Origin of the sequence: Rhodoferax sp., assembly GCF_037143375.1 — a bacterium.
Classification (GTDB): domain Bacteria; phylum Pseudomonadota; class Gammaproteobacteria; order Burkholderiales; family Burkholderiaceae_C; genus Rhodoferax.
Genome location: NZ_JBAWYV010000076.1, coordinates 1 through 16,328, shown reverse-complemented (window position 1 = coordinate 16,328; position 16,328 = coordinate 1). Strand labels below are relative to the sequence as shown.

At 58.5% G+C, this 16,328-nt stretch carries 18 protein-coding genes and 1 pseudogene; 12 read left to right on the top strand and 7 right to left on the bottom strand.

All coding sequences use genetic code 11. The annotated features are described in order from the left end of the window. Both WCG50_RS12080 and WCG50_RS12075 read right to left on the bottom strand, forming a co-directional pair. The coding region (locus WCG50_RS12080) for an AAA family ATPase (protein ID WP_336899854.1) at positions 1 to 586 on the bottom strand (586 nt) is incomplete at its 3' end. 382 nt (positions 587 to 968) lie between these two features. Beyond that, positions 969 to 2,348, bottom strand: a complete 1,380-nt coding sequence (locus tag WCG50_RS12075) for a ribulose-bisphosphate carboxylase (RefSeq protein ID WP_336899853.1) — start codon at positions 2,346 to 2,348, stop codon at positions 969 to 971. 178 nt (positions 2,349 to 2,526) lie between these two features. On the opposite strand from WCG50_RS12075, the gene WCG50_RS12070 reads away from it, so the two are divergent. Further along, positions 2,527 to 3,294 carry a ParA family protein gene (locus WCG50_RS12070; protein WP_336899852.1) on the top strand — a complete coding sequence of 256 codons (768 nt, stop codon included), beginning with the start codon at positions 2,527 to 2,529 and terminating at the stop codon, positions 3,292 to 3,294. A 6-nt stretch (positions 3,295 to 3,300) separates the two neighbouring features. Then, positions 3,301 to 3,612, top strand: a complete 312-nt coding sequence (locus tag WCG50_RS12065) for a hypothetical protein (protein ID WP_336899851.1) — start codon at positions 3,301 to 3,303, stop codon at positions 3,610 to 3,612. Positions 3,613 to 3,730: 118 nt separating this feature from the next. Here the strand turns inward: WCG50_RS12065 and WCG50_RS12060 are convergent, their stop codons facing one another. The 3 genes from WCG50_RS12060 to WCG50_RS12050 form a co-directional block, all read right to left on the bottom strand. Continuing rightward, complete coding sequence (locus WCG50_RS12060) at positions 3,731 to 4,060, bottom strand: CcdB family protein (RefSeq protein WP_336899850.1); 330 nt, start codon at positions 4,058 to 4,060, stop codon at positions 3,731 to 3,733. Beyond that, positions 4,060 to 4,308 carry a type II toxin-antitoxin system CcdA family antitoxin gene (locus WCG50_RS12055; RefSeq protein ID WP_336899849.1) on the bottom strand — a complete coding sequence of 83 codons (249 nt, stop codon included), beginning with the start codon at positions 4,306 to 4,308 and terminating at the stop codon, positions 4,060 to 4,062. The genes WCG50_RS12060 and WCG50_RS12055 overlap by 1 nt, the downstream gene beginning before the upstream one ends. Positions 4,309 to 4,444: 136 nt before the next feature. Beyond that, positions 4,445 to 5,356 (bottom strand): LysR family transcriptional regulator, encoded by a 912-nt coding sequence (locus WCG50_RS12050; RefSeq protein WP_336899848.1) that lies wholly within the window; start codon positions 5,354 to 5,356, stop codon positions 4,445 to 4,447. Positions 5,357 to 5,494: 138 nt separating this feature from the next. Here WCG50_RS12050 and WCG50_RS12045 point away from each other — a divergent pair, with 138 nt between their 5' ends. The 9 genes from WCG50_RS12045 to fba all read left to right on the top strand — a co-directional run bounded on the left by WCG50_RS12045 (position 5,495) and on the right by fba (position 15,315). Further along, positions 5,495 to 6,238 carry an HAD-IA family hydrolase gene (locus tag WCG50_RS12045; protein WP_336899847.1) on the top strand — a complete coding sequence of 248 codons (744 nt, stop codon included), beginning with the start codon at positions 5,495 to 5,497 and terminating at the stop codon, positions 6,236 to 6,238. A 21-nt stretch (positions 6,239 to 6,259) separates the two neighbouring features. Then, positions 6,260 to 6,967 carry a ribulose-phosphate 3-epimerase gene (gene rpe / locus WCG50_RS12040; RefSeq protein WP_336899846.1) on the top strand — a complete coding sequence of 236 codons (708 nt, stop codon included), beginning with the start codon at positions 6,260 to 6,262 and terminating at the stop codon, positions 6,965 to 6,967. Positions 6,968 to 6,993: 26 nt separating this feature from the next. After that, positions 6,994 to 8,097, top strand: a complete 1,104-nt coding sequence (locus WCG50_RS12035; RefSeq protein WP_336899845.1) for a class 1 fructose-bisphosphatase — start codon at positions 6,994 to 6,996, stop codon at positions 8,095 to 8,097. Positions 8,098 to 8,227: 130 nt separating this feature from the next. Further along, positions 8,228 to 9,106, top strand: a complete 879-nt coding sequence (locus WCG50_RS12030; RefSeq protein WP_336899844.1) for a phosphoribulokinase — start codon at positions 8,228 to 8,230, stop codon at positions 9,104 to 9,106. Further along, positions 9,103 to 11,199, top strand: coding sequence for a transketolase (tkt, locus tag WCG50_RS12025; protein WP_336899843.1), 2,097 nt, complete (start codon positions 9,103 to 9,105; stop codon positions 11,197 to 11,199). Before WCG50_RS12030 ends, tkt begins: the two co-directional genes overlap by 4 nt. 6 nt (positions 11,200 to 11,205) lie before the next feature. Then, the gene (locus tag WCG50_RS12020; protein ID WP_336899842.1) at positions 11,206 to 11,877 is read left to right on the top strand and encodes an HAD-IA family hydrolase; all 672 of its coding nucleotides are present in this window, start codon (positions 11,206 to 11,208) and stop codon (positions 11,875 to 11,877) included. Between the two features lie 55 nt (positions 11,878 to 11,932). After that, complete coding sequence (gene gap / locus WCG50_RS12015) at positions 11,933 to 12,949, top strand: type I glyceraldehyde-3-phosphate dehydrogenase (RefSeq protein ID WP_336899841.1); 1,017 nt, start codon at positions 11,933 to 11,935, stop codon at positions 12,947 to 12,949. Beyond that, positions 12,946 to 14,139: a phosphoglycerate kinase gene (locus WCG50_RS12010; RefSeq protein ID WP_336899840.1), complete on the top strand. Its 1,194-nt coding sequence runs from the start codon at positions 12,946 to 12,948 to the stop codon at positions 14,137 to 14,139. The genes gap and WCG50_RS12010 overlap by 4 nt, the downstream gene beginning before the upstream one ends. Before the next feature lie 138 nt (positions 14,140 to 14,277). Then, the gene (fba, locus tag WCG50_RS12005) at positions 14,278 to 15,315 is read left to right on the top strand and encodes a class II fructose-bisphosphate aldolase (RefSeq protein WP_336899839.1); all 1,038 of its coding nucleotides are present in this window, start codon (positions 14,278 to 14,280) and stop codon (positions 15,313 to 15,315) included. Here the strand turns inward: fba and WCG50_RS12000 are convergent, their stop codons facing one another. Both WCG50_RS12000 and WCG50_RS11995 read right to left on the bottom strand, forming a co-directional pair. Beyond that, entirely contained in the window at positions 15,316 to 15,648 is a 333-nt protein-coding gene (locus WCG50_RS12000; RefSeq protein WP_336899838.1) for an XRE family transcriptional regulator, read from the bottom strand. Beyond that, on the bottom strand, positions 15,645 to 16,001 hold the full coding sequence (locus tag WCG50_RS11995; RefSeq protein WP_336899837.1) for a type II toxin-antitoxin system RelE/ParE family toxin: 357 nt from the start codon (positions 15,999 to 16,001) through the stop codon (positions 15,645 to 15,647). The genes WCG50_RS12000 and WCG50_RS11995 overlap by 4 nt, the downstream gene beginning before the upstream one ends. A gap of 55 nt (positions 16,002 to 16,056) precedes the next feature. On the opposite strand from WCG50_RS11995, the pseudogene WCG50_RS11990 reads away from it, so the two are divergent. Beyond that, positions 16,057 to 16,203: pseudogene (locus tag WCG50_RS11990) on the top strand (fructose-1,6-bisphosphate aldolase); the annotation flags it as partial. Positions 16,204 to 16,328 lie beyond the last annotated feature (125 nt).

Below are 16,328 nucleotides of genomic sequence, written 5' to 3'. Positions count from 1 at the left end.
TTTCAAAGTCCATGCCGGTTTCTGTGGCGACAATAGTGGCTTCGAGTGCCGCAGGAGGGTAGTCAAAATCAAAGCCGACGAACCGTTGCTTGGTCGACTGTTTCAGGTCTTTCATCAAACTCTGGTAACCGGGGTTGTAGGAGATGACCAGCTGAAAATCGGGGTGCGCGTGGACCAACTCGCCGCGTTTGTCCAGCGGTAACTGGCGGCGGTGGTCAGTCAGCGGGTGAATCACCACCGTGGTGTCTTGACGCGCTTCCACAATCTCGTCGAGGTAGCAAATGGCGCCGATACGTGCCGCCGTAGTCAGCGGTCCGTCGAGCCAGCGCGTGCCGTTGGACTCCAGCAAATAGCGCCCGACCAGATCTGACGCCGTCATGTCTTCATTGCACGCCACGGTGATCAGCGGTTTGCCCAGCTTCCAGGCCATGTATTCGATAAATCGCGACTTGCCGCACCCGGTTGGGCCTTTCACCATCACTGGCAGGCGGGCTTTGTAAGCGGCCTCGTAGAGCGTGACTTCGTTGGACTGCGGTTGGTAGAACGGCTGTTGGGGGATGCTGTATTGCTGTGCCAGATTTGTCATTGCTGTTTCCTCTGTGGTCACTATTTTTGTTGCTTGTCTACTTTATCCGCAGCGCGCGTTGGGTGACTGACTGCGCTCATGTCCCCCGGTTCGGACTGCGTCCGAACCTCCTCCTTGACTTCGCTTCGTCAGTCACCCAACGCACGCTGCTCGCGTTTGTGTTGAATAGCTGACTGTACTCAACTGACCTGAATTGAATTAAATTGAACTTGACACCAACAGCGGCTCAAGGCTTGTTGTGGCGGGTTGCCCTGCAAAGTGAGGTCAAGGAGGAAGCGGCTGAAAGCCGCTGGGGGACACGAACGGCGCAGGGCTGCCCGTCGCAACAAGCTCGCACAAAACTGAAAGTCTGCCCCCTTGAACCTAACCCCAGTAAACAGTCCTACTTGTGCACACCCAACTTCTCACGCCAGCCTGGGAACAGCTTGTCCGCATCTCCGGGGAACGACTCAAACGCCCGCGCAAATTCCTTGTGCTCCTTGGCATACTCAATCGGGTCAGCGCCTGACTTCCAGCATTCGTAGGATTGGCGCAGCGACACCGCCCCGGCAGCGGGCGAGTCGATGTGGCCGTAGGCGCCGCCACCCGCTGTGTTGATCACATTGCCGTGGCCCAAATTCTCGAAGAAGCCGGGCAGACGCAGCGCATTCATGCCGCCCGAGATGATGGGCGTGGTGGGCTTCATGCCGTACCATTTCTGGAAGTAAACCGGACCTTGGCACTCGTCGCGCTCGATCATGTAGGCAATGCCCCGGTCGTCGCCTTCGCCTTCCATCTTGCCGTAACCCATGGTGCCGACGTGGATGCCTGAAGCCCCTTGCAAACGGCTCATTTTGGCCAGCACAAAAGCGGTGTAGCCGCGCTTGGCTGAAGGTGAGGTGATCATGCCGTGACCGGCGCGGTGGTAATGCAGGTACTGGTTAGGGTACTGACGACGGGCCGTGGTGATCATGCCGGGGCCGCCCACAAAGCCGTCCACCAGAAACGCCAGCTTGTCAGCATCGGGGCCGAATACTTCCAGCGCGTAGTCGGCGCGGGCCAGCATTTCGTAGTGATCGTCAGCGGTGATGTTCATCGAGAACAGCTTGGGCTGGCCGGTTTCGTCCTGAGCGCGCTTCAGCGAGTCATAGACCAGCGGCAGCACTTTCTTGATCGGCGCAAACACCTGGTTGCCCTGGGGTTCGTCGTTCTTGATAAAGTCACCACCCAGCCAGAACTGGTAGGCCGCTTGGGCAAACGGCTCGGGGCGCAGACCCAGCTTGGGCTTGATGATGGTGCCGGCAATGTAGCCACCGTTCACCACCGGGCGACCCAGAATGCGCCACAGGTCAGAGATGTCTTTGGCCGGGCCGTCAAACATCTGGATGACGCGCTCGGGCATGTAAAAGTCGTGAATCTTGGCGTGTTTGATGTCACCCATGCCCTGGTTGTTGCCAATGACCAGCGTCAGGAACGACACCAGCATGAAGCGGCCATCGGTCACATTGCGGTCAAACAAGTCAATCGGATAGGCAATCCGCATGTCTTCGGTGGCTTCGTCAATGTAGTAGACCAGCGCATCCACGCCGCGCGTGAAATCATCGGTGGTGGAGACCTCGACATTGGTACCGGTGGACGACTCGGCCGCAAAGTGAGCGGCAGCTTCGAGGTAGCCGTGCCCTGATTTGGGCGCCATTTTGTAGGCCACCAGAATGTGGCGGCCGCCTTTGATGAGGTCCTCTTCCTTGAGGCTGAGGTCGGCGTAACGGTTCGATTGATCCATGTGAAATCTCCTGTTATGGGTAACTGGGGTGGCGATGAGGTGAACTATAGAGAGGCTTATTCATAATGAAAATTCAAATTAAATTTAGGTGGCATAAGTTATTAGTGATGTGTTGAAGCCGGTCACAATTCAGCAGTCCTGTTTTTTTCAATCGTTCACCCGCACAAGGAATCGTGTCATGGCACTCGTCGTTTTCAATCAAAAGGGGGGAGTTGGCAAATCCACCATCACCTGCAATCTGGCCGCCATCAGTGCGAGTCAAGGTCTGCGCACTTTGGTGATTGACCTGGACTCCCAAGGCAACTCCAGCAGCTACCTGCTGGGCGCACAGGCCAAAGACGACCAGCCCAATGTGGCGGGGTTTTTTGAGAACTCGCTGAGCTACAGCTTTCGTACCGTGCTGCCGACCGAATTCATCGTCACCACACCGCACGAACACCTGCACGTCATGCCCTCCAGCCCCGCGTTGGGCGAGTTGGAGAGCAAGCTGGAGTCGCGTCAAAAGGTTTTCAAGCTGCGCGAGGCCCTGCAGCAACTGGCCGGTGGCTACGACCGCATCTACATCGACACGCCGCCCGCGTTGAACTTTTTCACCCGCTCGGCACTGATTGGCGCCAGTGGTTGCCTGATTCCGTTTGACTGCGATGAATTTGCCCGCAAGGCGCTCTACACCCTGATGGACAACGTGCGTGAAATTCGCGCGGACCACAACCCCAATCTGGTGGTCAAGGGCATTGTGGTGAACCAGTTTCAGCCGCGTGCCAACCTGCCCCAGCGCATGGTGGCCGAATTGGTGGCTGAAGGCCTGCCGGTGCTGCAACCCTACCTGCCGTCTTCGGTCAAGATCCGCGAATCGCACGAGCAGTCGTTGCCGATGATTTACATGGACCCCAGCCATAAATTGACGCAGGCTTTTGTGGCGCTGCATGGTGTGCTGGAGGGGTAGGGCGCCATGCAAGATAACTTGCCAACGACTTCCGTCAGCGTGATTGAAACAGAATCGACGCTTTCGCTGACCCGTCGGGAGTCGTTGCGCTTGCTTGAGTTGATGGAAAACCCACCCCCACGCAATGAAAAGTTTCTGTTGGCGCAGGCGCGTTATCAGTCTGGGGGAGAACTGGGTGTTTCTCAAGGCGCCTGTGGTTCATTGGGTAAAGGTAATCGTGAGGCCGACTTGGCTGAGTTGGCCAAGTCACAAGAAGATTGGGGTGTAAATTTTCCCCATGCCGCCTCTCTAAAATCCGAAAAAAACGCTATTAAATAGTGAGCTGCTGCCGCATGTAAATCAAGAGTTAGAGCTTGATGCGTTCAAACTTTAGAAGCCGTCGGCCGCGCCCAGTCGTTTGTGCTGGACAGCTCCGTCGGCTGGCGCGCGTGAGGTGTTAACCCCAGGACCGGGTGAGTAGCTCATCCAGTGCATCCGAAATGCTTTGTCCCTGGCTGGCGAGCGATCCGATATGTTCACCCAGTTGCTCCTGAGATACCGAGACCATGTCCAACGGGTGTAGCACCACCTTAACGCCCCCCACGGTAAACGTCGGGTTCATACGCGATCCAGCGGTGGGCGTGTGGGCTGGCAGGGCCGACAAGCGCACCAGCGGCACCACGACGCGACGACGGTAACGGTCAAACTGGGCGGATTGCACCAGCACCACAAAGGGAATTGATTCACGCAACGCGCCCTTGTTGCGGTGGACGTCAAACTGCGCCATTACAAGGTGGAGTGTTCGTCAGCAAACGAACCGACCGAGGCATGCACTGCGTTCCAGTCGTCGGCGCATGCATCGGCCATCTGCTGGCGGCTGCGTTGATTCTGCTGCTGCTGCGACACAAACTCGGCCAACAATGACTCCATGGTGGCCGACAAGTTGCTGGTATAGGCTTTGGCCTGCGCGACCAGGCCATCGTTCAGCGTCAGGTTAACGGGGCGTTTTCGGACTGAAGGCGATGTGACGGGCATATGAAATTCCTTGTTGTAAGTTATGCGCATATTATGCGCATGTGCTGCGTAGGTCAAATGGATGCGCTTTCTTGCTGGTCTACTCCCTTAATGGTTTGTTATTGATTTACGTTGTCGGGATTGTCCTCTCGCCGTATTAACTCCACGAATCCATCAGCCCCCCGCCTTGCTCGATCAAAAACGCTTTGAACGCCTTGGCAGCGGGCGACAGTTTTTTGTGGCTCAGGTGGGTGATGTACCAGTTGCCCATTTGCGGCAGCCCTTCAATATCAACCAGCGCCAGGTGACCGCTGGCCAACTCGTGGCGCACGGTGCGCAGGCTCAGGAAGCTCATGCCCATACCGGCCATCACGGCTTGTTTGATAGTCTCGTTGCTGGGCATTTCCATCACCACTTTCAACGGGGTCTGGTGCTCCGCAAATAAGCGCTCCATGGCGGCACGGGTGCCTGAGCCGGCTTCGCGCACCACAAAACGATGATCGCCCAGCACCGTGAACGGCAGTTTTTTGCGCCGCACCAGTTCGTGGTCGGGCGCTGCCACGATGGCCAGCGGGTTGGTGGCAAAGGGAGTGGCTTCGCAGTCCAGGTCGGCCGGGGCTCGGCCCATTACCACCAGGTCGGCCTCGTTGCGCGCCAGTTGGCCCAGTATGTTTTCGCGGTTGTCAATCTTGAGCTGGATGTCAATGCCCTGAAACTGTTTGTTGAAGCGCACTAGCAGCATGGGGATGAAGTATTTCGAGGTGGTCACCACCGCAAGGTCAATGCGCCCTTTTTTGAGGCCCACATGCTCGGCCATCAGCGCTTCTAGGTCTTTAAGTTGCCCCATCGCGGCAATCGCGTGGGTCAGGAAAGCCTCGCCAGCATTGGTGAGGCGGATGTTGCGTCCGGCGGGTTCGATCAAGGGCACGCCAAAAGCGTCTTCAAGTTGACGAATCTGCATCGACACCGCAGGTTGGGTCACAAATAATCGCTCGGCGGCTTTTGAAACCGAGCGTTGCCGCGCCACTTCCATGAAGGTCTGCAGCTGTTTCAGCGTGTACGGGCGCATGTGGGGCTCCTTTCCCATCAGTTAATTCTGATGACTTATCAATAAAACGTGATTGGAGTTTATGAGTTAAGCCGATTAAAGTAAATCCATGTTCGCTGATATGTGAACTAAATTGTTCTCTCTTTTTGAAAGACGCCCATGACAGCAATCCCTTTGAATGCCCTGATATTTGATGTCGATGGCACCTTGGCCGACACCGAGAGTGTGCACCGTGCGGCCTTCAACCAGGCGTTTGCCGAGTTGGGCATGGACTGGGAGTGGGACGAGGCGCTCTACACCAAGTTGCTGGATATTTCGGGCGGCAAGGAGCGCATCCTGCATTACTGGAAAACCACCCAGCCCGACATGCAGGAAGTGGGTGCCATGGCCTTGCAGGAAACCATCAATCGATTGCACGAGTTCAAAACCGCCGCCTACGAGCGCGCCGTCAATGAGGGCGCCGTGAGCTTGCGCCCCGGTGTGCTCAAGCTGATGGACGAGGCTTTGTCGCAAGGATTGCAACTTGCCATTGCCACCACCACGTCGCCCGTGAACATTGCCGCGCTGCTGCGTCACGCGGTGGGGCCGGATTGGCGCCTGAACTTCACGGCCATTGGCGACGCCTCGACCGCGCCACTCAAAAAACCGCATCCGCAGGTGTACTTGCAAATGCTATCAAAGCTCCAACTCCCGCCTGCAGCGTGTCTGGCGTTTGAAGACTCCAGCAATGGTTTGCGCGCTGCCACGGCCGCGGGCCTAGCCACGCTAATCACGCCTACACGCTACACCGCACACCAAAATTTTGGCGCCGCCATGCGGGTTGTGCCGGACTTGAGTCAGATCAACTTGTCTCAGCTGCGCCACTGGCATGCTGAAAGCCAGCCCGCTGAGCGCGTGAAATAAATGTCTATAGAAAGCTGCACCATGACTACTTCAACTTCTCCTATCCTGCGCCTCGCCCCCAGCATTTTGTCCGCCGACTTTGCCCGTTTGGGTGAAGAAGTGCGTGCCATTCAGGCCGCCGGTGCTGACCTCGTTCACTTTGACGTGATGGACAACCACTACGTGCCTAACCTGACCATCGGCCCGCTGGTGTGCGAGGCGATTCGCCCACATGTGACGATTCCTATTGATGTGCATTTGATGGTGGAGCCGGTGGACGCGCTGATTCCGTTGTTTGCCAAGGCCGGTGCCAGCATCATCACCTTCCACCCCGAAGCTTCCAAGCATGTGGACCGCACCCTGCAACTCATCAAGGAGCATGGCTGCAAGGCCGGGCTGGTGCTCAACCCCGCCACATCGGTGGAATGGCTGGACCATGTCATGGACCGCCTCGACATGATTTTGCTGATGAGCGTGAACCCCGGTTTTGGGGGGCAAAAGTTTATTCCTAGCACTTTGGGCAAGCTGCGCACTGTGCGCCAGCGCATCGAGGCGCACCAGGCCCGGGGTGGCCAACCGATCTGGTTGCAGGTGGATGGTGGCGTCAAGATCGACAACATTCAAGAAATCGTCGCCGCCGGTGCCGACACCTGCGTGGCGGGCAGTGCGGTGTTCAGCGCGCCGGATGCCGATGGCGGCTACCACACCGTGATGAATGCCCTGCGCCGCGCCGCGCACCCCGGTCAATAATTTATATAACGAGGAGACTTATCACCATGTCACTGACCAATCGAACCAACCGGTCCACCCTGACCCAATTCCTGATTGAGGAACGCCGCCGCTACCCCCAAGCCAGTGGTGATTTCAACGCCCTGATTTTGGACGTCGCCCTGGCCTGTAAAGGCATTGCTAAAGCCGTGGCCTATGGTGAACTGGCTGGCCTCATGGGTAACCATGCCGAAGACGAAGGCGGCTCGGTCAATGTGCAGGGCGAGACACAAAAGAAACTTGACGTGCTCTCCAACGAGGTTTTCATCCACCGTACCGAATGGGCCGGCAACCTCGCTGGCATGGCGTCCGAAGAAATGGACGTGCCCTACCAGATTCCAGCGCAGTACCCGCGCGGCAACTACCTGATTGTGTTTGACCCGCTGGATGGCTCCAGCAACATCGATGTGAATGTGTCGGTGGGCAGTATCTTCAGCATCTTGCGCGCGCCGCAAGCCGTGATTGACAGCGGCCGGGATGTGGTGGACGCTGATTTCTTTCAGCCAGGGGCTAAGCAAATGGCCGCTGGTTACGCCTTGTACGGCCCCACCACGATGTTGGTGCTGACGGTGGGTGACGGCGTCAACGCCTTCACGCTCGACCCCAACCTGGGCGAGTTCATGCTGACGCACCCCAAGATGAAAATTCCGGAAGATACGCACGAGTTCGCCATCAATGCCTCGAACGCCCGCTTCTGGGAGGCGCCGGTCAAGCGCTATGTGGACGAATGCCTGGCCGGTAAAACCGGTGCGCGCGACAAGGATTTCAACATGCGCTGGATCGCCAGCATGGTGGCCGAAGCGCACCGCATCCTGATGCGCGGCGGGGTCTTTTTGTACCCGCGCGACACCAAGGACGCCAGCAAGCCGGGCCGCTTGCGCCTGCTCTATGAGGCCAACCCGATCGGCATGATCATGGAGCAAGCCGGTGGCCGCGCCAGTACCGGCGAGGTGCCCATGCTGGGCGTGCAACCGACCTCGCTGCACCAGCGCATCGGACTGGTGTTTGGTTCCAAAAACGAGGTAGAGCGCATCGAGCGTTACCACGCCGAGCCGGTCCAGGTGGAGTTGAAAAACCCCTTGTTTGCCGAGCGCAGCTTGTTTCGGGATTAGCAGGCTTGCGGGACAGTCCGAAGCGCTGTCCCATACTGATAAAGTGCTATTTATTAAATAGCTGCTTACGCAAGCATAGCAAGGGCTAGAGCCCGATTTGATATAAATTTTTACTCCAGGAGACGCCACCATGTCTGAACGCCACCCCATCATCGCCATCACCGGTTCCTCTGGTGCGGGCACCTCGTCGGTCACCAAGACATTTGAAAACATCTTTCGCCGCGAGAACGTCAAAGCCGCCATCATCGAAGGCGACAGTTTTCACCGCCACGACCGCAAGACCATGAAGATCAAGGCGGCCGAGGCCGAGGCCGCAGGCAACAACAACTTCAGCCACTTTGGTCCTGAGAACAACATGTTCCCCGAACTCGAAGCGCTGTTTCGCGACTACGCCAAAACCGGCACCGGCAAGCGCCGCAAATACTTGCACGACACCGAAGAGGCCGCGCCCTACCAGCAAGACCCCGGCACCTTCACGCCGTGGGAAGATGTGCCCGACAAGACCGATTTGCTCTTTTACGAAGGTCTGCATGGCGCCGTGGTGACGCCAGAAGTCAACATCGCCCAGCACCCAGATTTGCTGGTGGGGGTGGTGCCGGTCATCAACCTGGAGTGGATTCAAAAACTCTACCGCGACAAAAAACAACGCGGCTACAGCACCGAGGCGGTCACCGACACCATCCTGCGCCGCATGCCCGATTACGTGAACTACATCTGCCCGCAGTTCATGCACACGCATGTCAACTTCCAGCGCGTGCCAATGGTGGACACCTCTAATCCATTCATCGCCCGTGACATCCCCAGCGCCGATGAGAGCATGGTGGTGATCCGCTTCTCCAGCCCCAAGGGCATCGATTTTCAGTACCTGCTCAACATGATTGACGCCAGCTTTATGAGCCGCGCCAACACCATCGTGGTGCCCGGCGGCAAGATGGAACTCGCCATGCAACTTATCTTCACGCCCTTTGTCTGGCGCATGATGGATCGTCAAAAGAAAGCCTCTTCATGAATACTCCTACTCCTGAATTCGCCCGCCAGATGGCCAACGCCATCCGCATGCTCGCCGTCGACGCCGTTGAAAAAGCCAAGTCGGGTCACCCCGGCGCGCCCATGGGCATGGCCGACATTGCCGAGGTGCTGTGGAATCGCCACCTGAGCCACAACCCGGCCAACCCGCAGTGGCCCAACCGCGACCGCTTTGTCTTGAGCAACGGCCACGGCTCGATGCTGATTTATGCGCTCTTGCACCTCACCGGCTACGACCTGCCGATGGACGAGTTGAAAAACTTCCGCCAGCTGCACAGCAAGACCGCCGGGCACCCTGAAGTGGGCGTCACCCCGGGCGTGGAGACCACCACCGGCCCGCTCGGCCAAGGCCTGAGCAACGCGGTGGGCATGGCGCTCGCCGAGAAACTGCTGGCCACCGAGTTCAACCGCGATGACGAGGAAACCAGCCACCACATCGTTGACCATTTCACCTATGTTTTCATGGGCGATGGTTGCCTGATGGAAGGCATCAGCCACGAAGTCTGCTCGCTGGCAGGCACGCTTCGCTTGTCCAAGCTGGTGGCGTTTTACGACGACAACGGCATCTCGATTGACGGCCATGTTGAAGGCTGGTTCACCGACGACACGCCCAAACGCTTTGAGGCTTATGGCTGGAATGTGATCGCGGCGGTTGACGGTCACGACCCCCAAGCGCTGGACGCAGCGGTGCGCGCTGCCAAGGCACAGGCCATGCTGCCGCACGGCAAGCCAACGCTGATCTGCTGCAAAACCGTCATTGGTTTTGGCTCACCCAACAAGGCCGGCACGCACGACGTACACGGTGCCGCACTGGGTGCTGCAGAAGTGGCCGCCACCCGCGCCGCACTGGGCTGGACTGCTGCGCCGTTTGAGATTCCCGCCGATGTCGCGGGCGCCTGGAACGCCACCTCGCGTGGCGTGGTCGCCGAGCGAGAGTGGCGCCAGCGTTTTGAGGCCTACCGCAGCCAGTACCCGCTGGAGGCCGCTGAGTTTGAGCGCCGCATGGCGGGCGACTTGTTACCTGCCTTTGCCGATAAGTTACCCGAATTGCTGGCCACTATAGCCGCGCAACCTGCGGCAGTGGCGACCCGCAAAGCCAGCCAGAATGCACTCGACTTGTTGGCGCCCCTGGTGCCTGAGTTCTTCGGTGGCAGTGCCGATTTAACCGGCAGCAACCTGACCAACTTCAAGGGCTGCGTCAAGGCCGCACGTGACCAGTGGGGCAACCACATGAGCTACGGTGTGCGCGAGTTCGGCATGGCCGCCATCATGAACGGCATCGCCCTGCACGGTGGCTACATTCCTTACGGCGGCACTTTCCTCACGTTCAGCGACTACAGCCGCAACGCCATCCGCATGGCGGCACTGATGAAGCTGCGCGTGATTCATGTCTTCACGCACGACAGCATTGGCCTGGGCGAGGACGGCCCAACGCACCAAAGCGTGGAGCACATTCCGAGCCTGCGCATCATCCCGAACCTGGACGTGTGGCGTCCGGCCGACGGGCTGGAAACAGCGGTGGCGTGGGCCCACGCCATTGAGCGCCGTGACGGTCCTAGTGCCTTGTGTCTGTCGCGTCAGAACCTGCCACGCCTGAGTGGCGACGCCAGCACCGCGCCCGCCATGACGGCCAGCATTCGCCGTGGCGGCTATGTGCTGTCAGACATGGCCGGTGCCCAAGCGGTGATCTTGTCGACCGGCTCCGAGCTGGAACTGGCCATGCAGGCGCAAGCGATGCTGGCCAGTGAGGGCATTGCGACCCGCGTGGTGTCGATGCCGTGCAGCAATGTGTTTGACCGCCAGAGCGAGGCCTACCAGGAGGATGTGCTGCCGCTGCGCCTGCCCACGGTGGCGATTGAGGCGGCGCACCCGGACTTCTGGCGCAAGTACGCCGGGCGCACCGGGGTGGTGCTGGGCATTGCCAGTTTTGGCGAGTCGGCGCCGGCCAAGGATTTGTACGCCCATTTCGGCATCACTGCTCAGCGGGTCGTGGAGGCCGTGCGCACCTTGGCGCACCGTGCAGCGCACCGCAACGCCGTGCCCTTGCCGGATCAAATCGTGACTTCTACCAACTGAAACACCATGACTACCTATGGCTTGGTGATGTTCGATCTGGACGGCACGCTGATCGAAACCGCCCCTGAAATTTGCGATGCCGTCAACGACACCATGCGCCACTTCGACCTGCCCGAAGTGACGCAAACCCAGGTGAGCGACTGGATCGGTCACGGCACCCGTGAACTGCTGGTGCAGGCGCTGGCCAGTAGTCTGGAAACCAATGTGGAATCGGTGCGGTCCAGCGACAGCTTTGCCGAGATTGCCGCCGAGTTCGACAAGCACTACCAAAGCCGTTGCGGTACGCGCAGCCACCTGTACCCGCAGGTGCGAGAAACGCTGGTGGCTTTGCGTGAGCGGGGTGTCAAGCTGGCGGTGGTGACCAACAAGGAGGGCCGGTTTACCGAGACCGTGTTGAACTTTCACGAGATGCGGCCCTTGCTGGACTTCGTGGTGAGCGGCGACTCGTTGCCCACCAAGAAGCCGGACCCGGCGGGCATCGAGGCCTGCCTGACCTTGTTTGACATGCCCCGCAACCGGGCCCTGTTCGTCGGCGACTCCAGCATTGACGTGGCCACCGCACGCAATGCCGGCGTGGCGGTCTGGGCGCTGCCCTATGGCTACAACATGGGCCAGCCGATCGAAGCCTGCGCACCAGACCGGGTCATCGCAGATTGCTCGGCGCTACTAAATAAATAGCTGCTTGCGCAGGTAGCGCGGGGGCTGGAGCTTATTTTTACTTAAGGACTTGGTCATGACAATCAAAGTGGGTATCAACGGCTTCGGCCGTATCGGGCGTATGGTGTTTCGGGCTGCCGTTCAAAATTTCAGCGACATTGAAATCGTGGGTATCAACGACCTGCTGGAGCCGGATTACCTGGCTTACATGCTGCAGTTTGACTCGGTGCACGGCCGCTTCAAGGGCGACATCTCGGTTGAGGGCAACCACCTTATCGTCAACGGCAAGAAGATTCGTCTGACCGCCGTGCGCGACCCGGCTGAGTTGAATTGGACAGAAGTCGGGGCCGATATCGTGATCGAGTCCACCGGGCTGTTTTTGACCAAAGAAACCGCGCAAAAGCACATCACCGCGGGCGCCAAAAAAGTCATCATGTCCGCCCCCAGCAAAGACGACACGCCGATGTTTGTCTATGGCGTGAACGACAGCACTTACGCTGGCGAAGCCATCATCTCCAATGCCTCGTGCACCACCAACTGCCTGGCGCCTGTGGCCAAGGTGTTGAATGACCACTGGGGCATCAAGCGGGGTTTGATGACGACCATCCACGCCGCCACCGCCACCCAAAAAACCGTGGACAGCCCAAGCAACAAAGACTGGCGCGGTGGCCGGGGCATTCTGGAAAACATCATTCCTTCCAGCACCGGTGCGGCCAAGGCGGTCGGCGTGGTGATTCCTGAACTCAACAAGAAACTCACCGGCATGTCGTTTCGCGTACCTACTTCCGATGTGTCGGTGGTTGATTTGACCTGCGAGCTGGAAAAACCAGCGACTTACGCGGAAATCTGCGCCGTCATGAAGGCCGCCTCTCAAGGCGCCATGAAGGGCGTGCTGGGCTACACCGAAGAGAAAGTGGTGTCCACCGACTTCCGGGGCGAGAGTTGCACCAGCGTGTTTGACGCGGACGCCGGCATGACGCTGGACAGCACGTTTGTGAAGGTCGTCAGCTGGTACGACAACGAATGGGGCTACTCCAGCAAATGCCTGGAAATGGCGCGTGTGATGGCGGGTAAAAAAGGAGGTGCGCTGTGAAAGTTCTGCGTTTCTCCGACATCATCGAAAGCGGCTTCGCCGATAAAAAACGCGTATTCATTCGCGCCGACCTGAATGTGCCGCAGGACGCAGCGGGCAACATCACCGAAGACACCCGTATCCGGGCATCTGTGCCCTGCATCCAGATGGCCTTGAACGCCGGGGCGGCTGTGATGGTCACCAGCCATCTGGGCCGACCGACCGAGGGCGCGTTCAAGCCTGAGGATTCGCTGGCCCCGGTCGCCAAGCGGCTGGGCGAGTTGCTGGGCCGCGAGGTGCCGCTGGTGTCCAACTGGGTGGACGGCGTCGAGGTCGCGCCCGGCCAGATCGTGATGCTGGAAAACTGCCGACTCAACGTGGGCGAGAAGAAAAATAACGAGGCGCTGGCCCGCAAACTGGCCGCCCTGTGCGACATCTTTGTGCACGACGCTTTCGGCACCGCGCACCGCGCCGAAGGCACCACCTACGGCATCGCCCAGTTCGCCCCGATCGCCTGCGCCGGCCCCTTGCTGGCGGCAGAAATTGATGCCATCAGCAAAGCCCTGGCCAACCCGAAGCGCCCGCTGGTGGCGATCGTGGCGGGCAGCAAGGTGTCGAGCAAGCTGACCATTCTGCAAGCGCTGGCCAAGAACGTGGACCAGTTGATTGTGGGCGGCGGCATTGCCAACACCTTCATGCTGGCGGCGGGCTTGAACATTGGCAAAAGCCTGGCCGAGCCAACGCTCGTGGCCGATGCCAAAGCCGTGATCGAGGCCATGAAAGTACGTGGCGCCGAGGTGCCGATCCCGACCGACGTGGTGACAGCCAAAACCTTCAGCGCCGATGCCGTGGCCACCGTTAAAGCGGCGACCGACGTGGCGGACGACGACCTGATTCTGGACATTGGCCCCGAGACTGCCAAGCGTCTGGCCGCCCAACTCATGCAAGCGGGCACCATCGTCTGGAACGGTCCGGTCGGGGTGTTCGAGTTTGCCGCGTTTGAGAACGGCACCAAGGTGATTGCGCAAGCCATCGCCGCCTCCAGCGCCTTCTCGATTGCCGGCGGTGGCGACACGCTGGCGGCCATCACCAAGTACGGCATCGAGAAAGACGTGGGCTACATCTCGACCGGCGGCGGTGCTTTTCTGGAAGTGCTGGAGGGCAAAACCTTGCCAGCGTTCGAGATTTTGCAGAATCGTGCGGCAGGTTAATTTGCTATTGATTTAATAGCTACTTACGCAAGTAGTACGAGGGCTAGAGCCCGATTTATCTAATTAGTTGAGGACAGAGTTGGTTCGCTTTGCGTCACTGCGATCTGTCCCGCAAGGTTTCACAATAAGGAGATTTCAATGGCTTTCGTTTCCCTTCGACAAGTCCTCGACCACGCCGCCGAAAACGGCTACGGCGTGCCCGCGTTCAACGTCAATAACCTGGAGCAGATCATCGCCATCATGGAAGCGGCGCAGGAGACCAACAGCCCGGTCATTCTGCAAGCCTCGGCCGGTGCGCGCAAATACGCCGGTGAAGCCTACCTGCGCCACATGATGTTGGCAGCGGTAGAAACCCACCCCGACATTCCGGTGGTCGTCCATCAGGACCACGGCACCTCGGCGGCCGTGTGCATGCAGTCCATCCGCTCGGGCTTTACCAGCGTGATGATGGACGGCTCGCTCATGACCGACGGCAAAACGCCCGCCAGCTATGACTACAACGTGGACATCACCCGCCGTGTCTGCGAGATGTCGCACCCCATCGGTGTGTCGGTTGAAGGTGAGCTGGGCTGCCTGGGCAGTTTGGAAACTGGCGAAGCGGGTGAAGAAGACGGCATTGGCGCCGAAGGCAAACTGACGCATGACATGATGCTGACCGACCCGGTGCAGGCGAAAGACTTTGTCGAAAAAACCGGGGTTGACGCACTGGCGATTGCCATCGGCACCAGCCACGGCGCCTACAAATTTACCCGCAAGCCCACCGGCGACATACTGGCGATGGACCGCATCGTCGCCATCCACGCGCAAATTCCCAATACCCATCTGGTGATGCACGGCTCCAGCAGCGTGCCGCAGGAGTGGCTGGCGATCATTCGCCAGTTTGGTGGCGACATCAAAGAAACCTATGGCGTGCCGGTGGAAGAAATCCAGCGCGGTATCCAAAGCGGTGTGCGCAAGATCAACATCGACACCGACATTCGCCTCGCCATGACCGGCGCCATGCGCCAGTTGTTCGCCCAGCAGCCCGGCGAGTTTGACCCGCGCAAGGCGCTGGTAGCGGCCAAAAATGCCGCTCGCGGTATCGTCAAGGCAAGGTTTGAAGCGTTTGGCTGCGCGGGCATGGCCGCGAAGATCAAACCGGTTTCGCTGGAGGCGATGGCGAAGCGCTACAAGTAATCAAGAAACCACCAATCTAACAGGCTTCCCAATACGGCTGAGCATATCCACCAGGGTGTCGATGGTGAATTTGCCCACCTTCATGTTCACAACATCGGACACCCTTGGGCGGGAAACCATCAGTATTTCCGCAGCTTGGGCTTGCTTCAAATGATTGTCATCAATCCATTTCGACAATTCCCCCATCAATTGCGCTTTCAGAGCGAGGGTATCGTTGATTTGCTGCTGTGATTGAGCATGGAATTGAGCCGCATCGGCAGCAGAAAAACCAAGTTCAGCAAACAAGTTGGCATCGGGCTGGGTGACGTGACGGACACTTGTGTCAATGTTCATTTGGTTTCCTTTCTGGCGTGCAGCACACTGCGGTACCGGGTTTGTGCAATTTCTTTGTCATGTTTTGTGGTGGTCTCTGTTTTCTTTTGAAAACAGTGCAAAACGTAAACAGCCTCTTCAAATTTGGCAACGTACATCACGCGGTAAATTCCTTGAGCATCTTTGATGCGAATTTCTCTGACACCTGCCCCCACGTCGTCAAAAGGTTTCCAGTCGTCCGGGTCTATGCCTGCTTGAACTTTACGCAGTTGAAAACCTGCTTTCTTCTTGGGTTCAAAAGGAAAAGCACAGAGATCGTTAAATGATGACCCGATCCACCGGATTTCTTTATTTGGCGCTGGGGTGGTGTTCATGTATATTATTTTATACATTTTTTCAGGTTGTGAGCGAAGCGCCCAGCAACCCGGCGAGTTCGACCCGCGCAAGGCACTGGTCGCGGCCAACAATGCGGCGCGGGGCATCGTAAAGGCAAGGTTTGAGGCGTTTGGCTGCGCGGGCATGGCCGCGAAGATCAAGCCGGTGTCGCTGGAGGCGATGGCCAAGCGCTACGTTTGATGCGCACGTCCCCGCTTTTGATGATTCAAGGCGAGGACGTTTTGTTGCTATCTACTTGCCTACCAGGCGCACGATACCCACTGCCTTGAGCACGTATTTCTCGTAGATGGGCTCTGAGGTTCCGT